The organism is Colwellia sp. 20A7 (genome assembly GCF_009832865.1).
Classification (GTDB): Bacteria; Pseudomonadota; Gammaproteobacteria; order Enterobacterales; family Alteromonadaceae; genus Colwellia.
Genome location: NZ_CP047130.1, coordinates 214,549 through 226,950 on the forward strand (window position 1 = coordinate 214,549; position 12,402 = coordinate 226,950).

Annotated in this window: 8 protein-coding genes and 1 riboswitch; of the genes, 2 read left to right on the top strand and 6 right to left on the bottom strand. The window is 37.0% G+C overall.

Annotation, left to right across the window (positions count from 1 at the left end; translation table 11 throughout):
- Window positions 1–15 precede the first annotated feature (15 nt).
- The 5 genes from thiE to thiC all read right to left on the bottom strand — a co-directional run bounded on the left by thiE (window position 16) and on the right by thiC (window position 6,106).
- On the bottom strand, window positions 16–1,692 hold the full coding sequence (gene thiE / locus GQS55_RS00885; protein ID WP_159817067.1) for a thiamine phosphate synthase: 1,677 nt from the start codon (window positions 1,690–1,692) through the stop codon (window positions 16–18).
- A complete protein-coding gene (locus tag GQS55_RS00890; protein WP_159817069.1) occupies window positions 1,689–2,483 on the bottom strand; it encodes a thiazole synthase in 795 nt (264 codons plus the stop codon). The genes thiE and GQS55_RS00890 overlap by 4 nt, the downstream gene beginning before the upstream one ends.
- A gap of 5 nt (window positions 2,484–2,488) precedes the next feature.
- The gene (gene thiS / locus GQS55_RS00895) at window positions 2,489–2,701 is read right to left on the bottom strand and encodes a sulfur carrier protein ThiS (RefSeq protein ID WP_159817071.1); all 213 of its coding nucleotides are present in this window, start codon (window positions 2,699–2,701) and stop codon (window positions 2,489–2,491) included.
- An 11-nt stretch (window positions 2,702–2,712) separates the two neighbouring features.
- Complete coding sequence (thiO, locus tag GQS55_RS00900; RefSeq protein ID WP_159817073.1) at window positions 2,713–3,882, bottom strand: glycine oxidase ThiO; 1,170 nt, start codon at window positions 3,880–3,882, stop codon at window positions 2,713–2,715.
- A gap of 199 nt (window positions 3,883–4,081) precedes the next feature.
- On the bottom strand, window positions 4,082–6,106 hold the full coding sequence (thiC, locus tag GQS55_RS00905; protein WP_159817075.1) for a phosphomethylpyrimidine synthase ThiC: 2,025 nt from the start codon (window positions 6,104–6,106) through the stop codon (window positions 4,082–4,084).
- 83 nt (window positions 6,107–6,189) lie between these two features.
- Window positions 6,190–6,287: riboswitch (TPP riboswitch) on the bottom strand.
- Between the two features lie 225 nt (window positions 6,288–6,512).
- Between thiC and GQS55_RS00910 the strand changes: the two genes are divergently transcribed.
- Both GQS55_RS00910 and GQS55_RS00915 read left to right on the top strand, forming a co-directional pair.
- On the top strand, window positions 6,513–8,399 hold the full coding sequence (locus GQS55_RS00910) for a hypothetical protein (protein WP_159817077.1): 1,887 nt from the start codon (window positions 6,513–6,515) through the stop codon (window positions 8,397–8,399).
- Window positions 8,400–8,813: 414 nt separating this feature from the next.
- On the top strand, window positions 8,814–9,518 hold the full coding sequence (locus tag GQS55_RS00915; protein WP_159817079.1) for a PEP-CTERM sorting domain-containing protein: 705 nt from the start codon (window positions 8,814–8,816) through the stop codon (window positions 9,516–9,518).
- A 324-nt stretch (window positions 9,519–9,842) separates the two neighbouring features.
- Here GQS55_RS00915 and GQS55_RS00920 read toward each other — a convergent pair whose 3' ends face one another.
- Window positions 9,843–12,245 carry a fatty acid cis/trans isomerase gene (locus GQS55_RS00920; RefSeq protein ID WP_159817081.1) on the bottom strand — a complete coding sequence of 801 codons (2,403 nt, stop codon included), beginning with the start codon at window positions 12,243–12,245 and terminating at the stop codon, window positions 9,843–9,845.
- Between the last annotated feature and the right edge of the window lie 157 nt (window positions 12,246–12,402).

Consider the following 12,402-nt stretch of genomic DNA (forward strand, 5'->3'; position numbering starts at 1 on the left):
TATTGAAACCGTTCTTTACAGGGAATCTGAATTCAGTTTAGTATGTTTAGTTAAAGCAACAAATTCAGTAACTGCCTGTTCTGGATTGCTTGCTTCAGTGATTGCAGTAACTACAGCGATACTATCAACAGTCGTTGCTAGTACTTGAGGTGCTCGTGCTAAATTAATACCGCCTATGGCCACGACGGGAATAGGTGGTGTTTTAGATCTTAATGCTAATAACTGGCGTAAGTTATCTATCCCTTGAATTTGTCCTGTCATATCTTTAGTTTTTGTTGGAAAAATTGCGCCAATAGCTAAATACGAAGGCTGTAACTGTTGTGCGAGTAAAAACTCATAACAGCCATGTGTGCTGATACCAAGCTTAAGCCCTGCCTGTTGAATTTTTTCTAAATCGGCTTTATTTAAATCCTCTTGCCCAATATGAACGCCATAAGCATTATATTTTATAGCCAGTTCCCAATAATCATTAATAAATAGTCGAGTTTTATATTTTTTGGCTACATTAATCGCTTCAATAAGAATTTGTTCAAGCTCGGTTTCATCTAGATTCTTCACTCTTAGTTGAATTATGTTCAACCCTAAAGGTAATAAACGTTTTAACCACGCTATTGAGTCTACTACTGGGTATAACCCGAGCTTCTCACCTTGTAAATTTAGCGATGCAAATGCAGGTAAGTTTTGATGTTGTTGATTGAGTGTATCTACTACCGTTGGAAATAATTCATTTAAACAAACCTGTGACTCCACCTCTGATGGTAATATTGCTGGCCAAGCGAGTTGTTCAAAAGCGCCATAATATTGATGCTGTTGCTCAACGCTAATGTTTTGTGTTGCCGCTAGCCCTTGGTTGATAAATGCTTTAGCTAAGGTAAAAGCGTCTCGCACTAAATATCCTTTTGCTAAACACGATGCTAAGGCGCTTGCGAAACTACAACCACCGCCATGACTATAATGAGTGTTAAGTCGAGGTGAGCTGAGTTGATATTCGATTGGTTGAAAGCATTTATCTTGGTTATCCTGCTTTATTTGATTAAGTTGGTGGTAACAGTAATCAATGCAGTGGTGATTATTTTTACTGTGACCACCTTTAATGATGATGCTTTTGATAGCAAATTCTTGATGAATTTTTTTCGCAAGTTGCTTGACGCTAAGCTGACTTATATTAGGCTTAATTCTGTTAGGTTGAGCTATATTAAGTGAGTTAGTTTCTTTTTCTATCATTGAACTTACAAAAAAATGCGCTTCATTTATATTAGGGGTAAGTACATCAATTTGTTGTAATAATGGAGCTAGGTCAAGCACTGATAATTGACTGAAATTACCACCAACACTGGCTTGTCCTACGGGATCATAAACAGTAATTAATTGGGGAAGCTTTGTTTTTAGTTGTTGTAGTGTCGAAGCTAACCATAAAGCCTGTATATTATCGGCTAGTAAACCAATTTTTATTACTGCCGGCGGCTTGTCCTCAATCAGTGTCGTTACTTGTTGTTGTAAAATATCGACAGCAACAGGGTTAACCGAGATTAGCTGATTTGAATTTTGTACCGTATTGGCGGTAATTAATGTACACACTTCAACACCCAAGCTATGACCCGTTTTTATATCGGCAGCAATACCGGCACCACCAGAGCAATCACTGCCTGAAATACTCCATATTATTGGTTTTTTCTGACTATTATTTATCATTGTTGATGCCAAAATGGCGTATCTAAAGTAGGGGTTGATGGATGAGCGGTCTGTCGTTGTTCCATTATTCCGGCAATGTAACCTTGTTCGCCAGCTTGTAAAGCTTGGCTAAATGCTTTTGCCATAAGAATAGGGTTATCAGCTAAAGCAATTGCACTATTTAATAATACGCCGTCATAGCCCATTTCCATAGCTAAGCAAGCGTCCGAGGGCTTACCTATACCGGCATCTAAAATGAGCGTTGCTTGAGGTAAGCGTAGGCGAATAGTTTCTAAATTATAGGGGTTCATTAAGCCTTTTCCCGTACCAATAGGTGAAGCCCAAGGCATAATCACTTGGCAGCCTAAGTCATACAAGCGCTGACATAAAACTAAGTCATCGGTACAGTAGGGTAGCACTTTAAAACCGTCATTGATAAGCTGTTCAGCGGCGCTGAGTAACTCAATAGGATCAGGCTGTAAATTGTAGTCATCACCGATGACTTCGAGTTTTATCCAGTCCGTTTGAAAAATTTCTTTACTCATTTTAGCGAGGGTAACTGCTTCTTTAGCTGTTCTACAGCCAGCAGTGTTTGGTAATAAGTAACCATCAACTTGTTTTACTATAGACTGTAAATATTGCCATATTTTTTGCCCTGATTGTTCTGCTGGATTTTGTCTCTTCAATGACAAGGTAATAACTTGTGAACCACTGGCAATAATGGCTTGTTTCATAATTTCAGGGGAAGGGTAGAGCGCACTACCAATTAATAATCGACTATCGAGCTTTTGGCCGTAAAGTGTTAATGACATAGCTATTAACCTCCTTGAATGGGTAAAAGTACATCGATACTATCCCCATTAATAACATGAGTATTCTCATAGTCTTCTCGACTAACAAAGTCACCATTAACAGCTACGGCAAAGGTACTTTGTTGTGGCTCTATAAAATATAAGGCTAATGCAGCATTGATTGTTATTTTTGATTCGTGATTAAGTGAATATGATTGGCCATTAATATGTATATTCATGATATTGCCTTTTATGTGTTGTACGGTTGTAGCGTATTTTGCTGCGTAAGTGTTTGTACCGCTAATAAATGCTCATAAGGTAACGTTTGTACTTTACCCGACACTTTGTTGTTTACTACCGCGAGTACTTGTTGCAAAACTACAGGCGAAATTAAAAAGCCGTGGCGGAACAACCCATTTATTTGTATTAACGTGCCTTGTACAATAATTTGAGGCTGGTTATCGCTAAAAGCAGGGCGAGATTGGCTAATATGTTGACGAATGTTAGCTTCAGCAAACCCCGGGTGAACACTATAAGCTGCGCTTAATAATTCCATTGCTGAGCGTACGGTCATATTTCCGCTATCATCACTTTCAATTTCAGTGGCACCAACGACATAAAAACCTTTTTCTTTGGGCGCAATATAAAGTTGATATCGTGGATGCATTAATCGAATAGGACGTGATAAATGGACATCGGGTGCGAATAACTGAAATAGCTCACCACGCACAGAGCGTAAATCAGTTAAGGGAGCACAATGATTATTAGCGCTTTTAATACTAGCGCCAGTCCCTCGGCAATCAAGAACTAAATCAAAGGTTTGGCTTTGTTGTTTAGCACCTTTGGTTGTATAAGAAATAGAGCTTTCGTGGGCAGCCGTTTTTATTTCGGTCACTAATGTTTCACTGAGCCAATCGATACCTTCTTTCTCAAGTTGCTTACGTAAAGCAACGAGTAATCGACGATTACCAATTTGCCCTTCCTGGGGTAGATACAAGCCTTGGTTAAAGCTACGGCCAAGCTCTGGCTCTAACTCAGTTAGTTGGGCACGATTTAATGGATGTTGCTTTTGATCTGGATAATGATGCTGTAAATGGCGAGTAAAACGTAGGTAATCTCCTTTATCTTGTTCGTGACTCACCATAATGGTGCCAGTTTGCTGAAAGAAGGTATGCTCATCTAAGCTTGCAAGTAAGCTTGGCCACAAAGATAATGATTCAAACCCCATGGCGACAATATTCTCTTCACAATGGAGTGATTCACCTAAAGGCGTTAATAAACCTGCTGCCGCATAAGCGGCGCTGTTATGTGCGAGCTTAGTGTCTTTATCAAATAAAGACACCTTAAATTCAGCTTGGCGATGTAAAGATAAGGCGAGTAACCGCCCTATTAACCCCGCACCTACAATGGCAACTTTCATTATTTAACCTCAACTCGGTTTAAGATGTTTTTAACTATCTGAATTACAATGTAATTATATTTAAACTTATACTCTAGCTTGATAGTTTTTCTTAATTCAAGGCAAATTTCGCGTCAATAGCTAGTCTATTGCAAGTAAATTTAACGATGAAGTCAGGAAAAATAGCTGCTAGAGAAGAATTTGTTAAGCCGAGCTGAGGTTATTTAGCACTATGGTAGATTTTACTACCCGTTGCTTTAAATTCAGCGGATTTTTCCGCCATCCCTTTTTCTACATCAGTATGCTCAAGGCTGATTTTTTCGTTATTCGTTTGGGATGAATCTAATACGATAGTTTCATCTAGTAATTGAATTTCAATTTTACGACCTGATTCAAGATCGGCAGCATAGTCACGAACTTCTTGAGAAATTTTCATTGAACAAAACTTGGGACCACACATCGAACAAAAGTGAGCAACTTTCCCCGATTCTTGCGGCAATGTTTCATCGTGGTAAGCTTTGGCTTTTTCAGGATCTAACCCTATATTAAATTGATCGTACCAACGAAACTCAAAGCGGGCCTTGCTCATCGCATTATCGCGAATTTGAGCACCTGGGTGACCTTTGGCTAAATCCCCTGCGTGAGCAGCAATTTTATAGGTGATTAAACCTTCTTTTACATCTTCTTTATTGGGTAAACCCAAATGTTCTTTTGGCGTTACATAACAAAGCATTGCGCAACCGTACCAACCAATATTGGCAGCACCAATACCTGACGTAATGTGGTCATAACCTGGTGCAATATCTGTCGTTAATGGCCCTAACGTATAGAAAGGGGCTTCACCACAGTGCTTAAGTTGCTCATCCATGTTGGCTTTAATCATATGCAGTGGCACATGACCCGGGCCTTCAATAATAGTTTGTACATCATGTTGCCATGCAATTTTTGTTAACTCGCCTAATGTATGTAATTCAGCAAATTGTGCTTCATCGTTAGCGTCTGCAACTGAACCAGGGCGTAAACCATCACCTAATGAAAATGAAACATCATACTGTTTTAAAATTTCACAAATGTCTTCAAAGTGCGTGTATAAAAAGTTTTCTTTGTGATGCGCTAAACACCATTTCGCCATGATTGAACCACCGCGCGAAACAATGCCTGTTACTCGCTTCGCTGTCATAGGTACATAACGCAATAAAACGCCAGCATGAATCGTAAAATAATCGACACCCTGTTCCGCTTGTTCAATTAAGGTATCGCGGAATATTTCCCAGGTTAAATCTTCAGCTACACCATTTACTTTTTCAAGCGCTTGATAAATAGGTACAGTGCCAATTGGCACAGGTGAATTACGTAAAATCCATTCACGGGTTTCATGAATGTTACGACCTGTTGATAAATCCATTACTGTATCTGCACCCCACTTAGTAGACCAAACCAGTTTTTCAACTTCTTCTTCAATAGAAGAGGTGACTGCTGAATTACCAATATTGGCATTAACCTTGATTAAAAAGTTACGACCAATAATCATAGGTTCACATTCAGGATGATTGATATTGACTGGAATAATAGCGCGACCGCGAGCAACTTCGTCACGAACAAATTCAGGGGTGATTTTTTCCGGAATGCTGGCACCAAAAGACTGACCTTTGTGCTGTTGCAATAAAATATTGTCTTTTACGTCTTCACGTTTTAAGTTTTCACGAATGGCGATATATTCCATCTCTGGCGTGATAATACCTTGGCGGGCGTAATGCATTTGCGTTACATTTTTGCCTTGCTTGGCGATACGTTTTGTTGGTAAATGCTTGAAGCGTATATCGTCAACATTTTCGTCATCAAGTCGTGCTTGTGCAAATTTTGAGTGAGTTTCAGTAAATGGCTCTACATCACCACGGGCATCAATCCATGATTCACGTAAACGAGGAATGCCTTTGTGTACATCAATATCGACATTTTCATCGGTATAAAATCCTGATGTATCGTAAACACAAAGCGGTTCATTTTTTTCGTAAACAGGGCTGTCTTTACTACCGTTAACTAAAGTGTCGGTTAGGGTGATTTCACGCATCGCTACTTTGATATCGTGTATTTCACCCTGCACATAAACTTTCTTAGAATTTGGAAAAGATTGGTCTGAAACATTCTTTAAAAATGCTGCTGCCGATTCACGTTTTTCACGTCTGCTTGGTTTGTTTTTTGAGGAGGTGTTTTTTGTGAGTATGTTTTCTGATTGATCGTTCATGGTCGCTACCTATTTTAATACATTAAAAAAGAAGCGGAATGACAACAATAAAGGTGTGTAATGAAGAAAGTTACGTCAAATAGCCGCAACTTTCTCTTGTTCCCTACGCAGATACTAATCTGTTCAGGTATTACGGATCCCGCTTACGCGATCTCAGCCTTTGGCACTCCGACAAGTTTGCGTTATTAGCTATGCTAGTAACGCGGAAAGATTCTAACGCGATGCGAATGTAGTAAGCAAGTAAAAGTTGAAACGCTATTTTAAGTGGTTAATGCTAAAGAAACGAATGAAAAAATAAAGATTACCTTTATATCGGTTAACTTTAATCGCTGTTTTTCAAAGTAAAAGTTAAGTAAACTCTACACGTTAAAAAATTAACATAGTAAGTATTATACAGGAGTACTGCATGGCGTTTGATTATGGTTCCATAGATTTAGGATTAAAAAATCCATTTAAGAAAGAGGGCGTCGCCACTGCTATTCGGGGGATCATTCAAACATTATTAGGGGTATATTTATTAATTACAGCCGCTAGTTTAGTAAAGGAAGATGCCGGCACTGGTTGGATATTGGTGATCTTTGGTTTATTTTTATTACTTGGCGGTCTTCGTGCTACAGGTGGTGGAATTTATGCCACTATGCGATATTTTGTTGGTCGTAATCATCCTACTTCACTAGCGCGAAATTTTAGTAAGTCAGAATTAAGTACTGCCGAAGAAGAAGCAAAATATGTCGCGTACAATGCTAAAGTGTTGGAGGAAATGCTTGTTGGACGTAAAAATAGTACTTTTGTTGAGCCACAAGGGTTTTTAGCTAGGTTATTACATACCTTAATACCCAAGTTATTATTTATGCCTTACCCAATTCGCAACATGTCACAAAAATTGTTTGCTGCTTGGGTTCAAACTATTACCGCATTAATTGCCTATAGCTTTGTTGCTTTCGTCTCTCTGGCTGGTTTTGCGGGCGAAATTGGTGAATTAACTTTTCCAATATATTCAACCTTCTTAATGCTATATTTACTCTTAGTATGGAGAAGTGCAGGCCAACCCATTGCTCGAGATGCTGAAAAAAATATCAATTCTTTAGGGACGGGTAATTTAGTTAAAGTCATTGCTTTGTCGTTATTGTTACCTGTTGTGATTGGTGCCATATTGTCATGGATTCTGGCATCAACAGATATTACTCCTAAGGAAATCAATGACTGGTTGGTTAATTTACCTAGTTTAAATACTGCTTTATATTTCATAGCTTTATTTACTTTAGCAATTGCTTGTACGGCTATCATTTTATTTATGGTACGCAAACGATTAGAGCATGCTAACCCTAAAGCTGAAGTTTCTGAGTTAAGAGAGAATTGGCAAGAATCAGTTCACCCTAATGAAATATTTATTAATTTAGACAATTTAGTGATGGCCAACCGTCGTTATAAAGAAGTGCCGAACCGTGTTTATAAAGAGCTTGATCCACAGCTTGAAGAGCAAGTCGATGGTAAAGGTGGCTTTAAAGGAGAGTTGCTTCAAGAAATTCAGCCTAAAGTTAAAATGATGGACTTAGGGGCTAGTTTTGATCTAGCACGTTTAATCACGTTAATAAGTGGCAATCTTTTATTTATATTGTCAGTGATTATCACTTTTTCATTAGCTTATTCAATTGTTGATGTTTATCAATTTATTAAAGCTGCAGCGATAAACTCTACTAGTGATTTATTGAGTGATGCGTTGTTTACGGATTTTTCTAATTTGTTGATGTCTGCTTTCCAGGTGTTTTTGGTGGGATACCTTATTCGATCGTTTGCTTTATTAATGACGAATGTAGCGCATTTATTTTTTGCCGAAATTCAATTTGAATCGCTATTAGTTTACTTTAAGTGTGAAGGTACTTTTACTGAATCTAAAATAGCGACAGGTACAGGGATTCATGACAGTACTCGTTCTGAAAATACGCTGGTTAGAAGTAGTATTACTCCGTGGATTATTACATCAAGAATAGTATCGACAACTTTTGCTGATACAGGGATGAAAAATTTAGAACATCCAAGAACTATTCTTGAAATGCATAAAAATGACGAAGAATTAGCATCGATTAAAAATGATATTATTTCATTCTTAAAAGATAGAGAATCTATTGCTGCAATTACCAGTGAGCGAGATTTGGGAAATGCTTCACAAATTCATCAACTGAATCAACAAACACGTGCGATGCCAACACAAGAACGCATTGAGCAAGATGAGGAAGCGGCAGGTTATTTAAGACAAGAGGAAAATATGTCTGACGATAACAAATTGTCGTAACTTTTTTTTCATCCTATAAATGCGACAGAATTAAGTGGCATTTATAGGTTCATAGAAGGATAGTCAGTTTAATTTTTTTGCTAGTTGACTGTTTTCTTGCTGGTTTATGACTTTATTCGTTCCCTTCATCGTTACATCCATTAAATATTGTCGATGTGATTAAATAATAGTCGTCGAGTTTTTTTACACACTATCAGTGTTTCGTTAACCTTAATATTGACCTGCAGATAAAGTGATTGTAAATCAACGGCTTGCAATGTTGGCTTGTTTTTTGCTTTAGTGGGTGATGATTTATTATTAACAATAAATATATCAATTGTTTACCCTTTGTTTAATACAATGGACGAAACAAAGTTTACTACTATTATCATTAACGGTAATGAAATAAATAATTTATATCTCAAGGAAATAAAAATGAAAAAAACATTTATCGGCGCAGTATTCTTATTAGCTTCTTCTTCAGCATTTGCAGGCTTAATCACTGAAACAGGTACATTTGGAACACAAGGTAGTTCAACAGATGTACCTTTAGGTACTTTAAGCGAAACAATTTCTATTAATGCTTTTGATACTCAATTAGGTACGCTTACCGGTGTTGATATTACAGTATTTGGTCAAATTGATACCGTAGGTACTTCTACAAACACAGCTACCGCTAATGGTCGTGCTGACGTTGCTATGCATATTCAAAACCCATGGCAGGTAACGACTTTAGCAGCCGATGGTTATGTATTCCAAGCGTCAGCTTTTAATTATTTAACAGATCAGAGCTCAGCAAGCGGTTTTGATATGGCTTCGGGTGATACATTTAACTTTTCATTAACTTCAGGTGAATTGAGCTCTGCATTAACTGGCGTTAATCTTGCTGCCTTCACTACTGGTTTAGCAGTAGATTTTAACTTCTCGGGTCTACCTATCACTGCCTTATCAAACGTTTTAGAATCAGGTACTGGTGATTTCGTAAATAACGTAGCAACAGCATCTTGGGGTAAAGTGGTAGTTAATTACACGTATTCAGATAGCCCTGCTACATCTGTTTCTGAACCAGGTACATTAGCTATATTAGCATTAGGTTTAGTTGGCTTTGCTGCTAGCCGTAAGAAAAAAGCTTCATTATAAGTTTTTTTAGCGAGTTATCGTAACGTTCTATTTTAAATACCTAACCTTAGCAATAAGGTTAGGTATTTCTTTTTAAACTGTTGTGATTTTCGTCATTGCTATTGTTATCGTCTAAAAATGTTATTGTCTAAAAATGTTATTGTCTAAAAATTTTACACGTGTTATTTCTTTTCTTCGTGCTCTTCATCATCAACACATCCAAATTCACATAAACTCATAAAATACTGTAATGACAAAAAATAGCTTAGTTATGCTGATTATACCCGAGCAACATATTCTGGCACTTGCTTAACGTCAGTTGTTAATTAGTCGTTATATTTATCTCTAACGGTTTTCTAAGCGATTAAAGTCTAATAACCCAGCTGAATTAGCTTGATTCTTTTTATACCAAAGGTGTAATTGATCAGCGTATTGCCAAAAGTTAGGATCAGTACGTCGTATAGCAAATTTATCTTTAAGTTGGCTATAATCTTCCTCAGTTTTTATACTTTCCACTGCGCTGACAAATGTAGCCAATTGTTGATCACTTACTTTAAAAAATGCATTAGGGTATGTACCTACTATACCTGCCAGTACTGTTAAATTGTCTTCTGCAGGGATGCGTCGTTCATCTTCGGAAAATAAGTGGGCAACATTGCTATGTGCACTATTATTGATTAACGTGTAAACACTGCTACCATGTTCCCCATTAACCATTAAGTAACTGACTTGTGGTAAAATTGATACTGCTGAACCAGTCATACTATTAAGGCGTTTTAGCTTATATTCATTGGTATTACTATTGTCTGTATTAGCTAAGTTATAAGCATTAATATCACTATTATTAGTATGTTTAGCTACTTTTTCTAATAACTCCTTTTTTGAATCTTTTGTTGTATAACTAATATTAGTTTCTGGTAATTGGTGAAAATTATCGGAAAATATATAATCTTGAATATCTTTTGAGGTATTTCTATACCAATGTTGATGTACTTTTTTACGATCTTTTTTAGGTAAAAAAGCAATGAAATTACTCTCGGCTTCCATACGTAAAAAATCCATATATAAACGTGTTTTTAATTGATGACTTACGTTGCCATAAACATCAAAACCAGCAACCAATAAGTAGTGAATACGCTCTAATATAGGGTAGGTAATAAACCATGCCGTTTTTGGTGTTTGACCAATAAAACCTTTTAAGACTGATGCACTATCAAAATGTCTGAAGATAGTTAAGGTGGCGTTTGGATTACCTTCTCCAGACCAAATCAAATTAAGATCGACATCATTTTTTTTAAAATTAATTGATTTCATATAATCTAGTTTACTTTTTACATAAGCTTTTTCACGATTAGCATACGAGCGCCAATATAATAATGAGAAAGTTTTATCGCTAGTAGCCGCGGGTAATTGAAGTAAATTACTTTTGTTATCAAGGAAGCTGTCTGAATGAAAATCGTTAATATAATCTGGATCAGCAAATAATACCCAAAAATGATCGTCTATTACGTTTAAGGCGACTTGCCCACGACAAACAGGACCTTTAATAAAGTTCATAATAGAGAACTGTGCCTGCTCTAATAAAAATGTGTAACGTGATTTTGTTGGTATATCTCGAAAAGTAATAAAGGGGTTTGACGCATTCTTTAACTGATAGTCAGGTAATTTTGCTACTTGATATTGTGGTGAGATAAACAGTGTATTTAGATAGTTTAATTTATCTAAATCAAAAAGATAAGGCATATGACGTTTAGCAATAATAGTATCGTGTTGTTTAAGTAATCGATAATAAACTTGTTTCGGTATCTGATTATCGGTGTCCTTGGTCACATGTTCATCGTCAGTAAAGGGTGAATCAAAAGGTCTACGAGTATTAATAACGCTAGTAGGTTGCCCAGGAGGTGTACTTGAACGAACGAGCTTAAAATAACTTTGGCTATTTTCTTTAAAATATAGGTTGGCAAGGTATAAATGTTCAAACAAATAACGTGAAACAAGCTGCTGTTTATTATCATTTTGATTTAACCAACTTTCCCATTTATTGATTATGTCTTGCTCTTTTGGGGTTGCCTGCTTTGCTTTTGGTAATTGTGCGCCATTTGCTATCCAAGTTGTTAATTGCTGATGCTGTGTAGTATTTAATGCTGGTAGTCCATAAGGCATACCTGCTAACGGATAGTTATTTTTGTATTGTTCAAATTCTTCTATAGTTGGGCATTGTTGCTCTCTATTTAACGAAACATCAAAACTATTATCTAATAATGTTGTATTTGGTAATGGGTGCTGCTGTTTCAGTTGTAGCATTTGATACATTAAACCGGCGTTGGCATTGGCTATAGGTGTTTGATCACGTTCATTTAATACCGGAAAAAAGCCTTCTTGACGTAAAGAGTTAAGTTGCCCGGTATCGTGAGAGGTTAACGTACTTATGCTATGCGATTTTTTAACTGTAAGTAAGCGCTCACCGTTGTATACCAGTTCTTTGTTTGCTCCGCGCTCTAGGCCCGCGAGATTTTCCATTTTTAGCTGACATGGAGCATCAAAGCAACCATGACAAACTACACATCGGTTTTCGATAATAGGTTTAATGACTTGATTAAAATGTATGCTTTCTTTAGTCGATACCTTCTGAGCTGGTATACGATTTTCTACACTGGCAGCACCGTAAAGGTTGTCGTATTCAATAAAACTGATAGTGGCACAACCGCATAGAACAAAGAGTAAAAATAACCAATGATAAAGACGCATAAAATTCCTCGGCAAGTAGCCGTTTAAGAAAAGCTAATGATTTAGCTATTAAATTTTAAGCGTGGTAACGTCATCTGTAAAGGTGGAATGTTGTTGTGAGATCAGAGGAGAGTATAGTTTAGAGGTTTGAATGCAGGGCAAGATCGTTATAAATTGA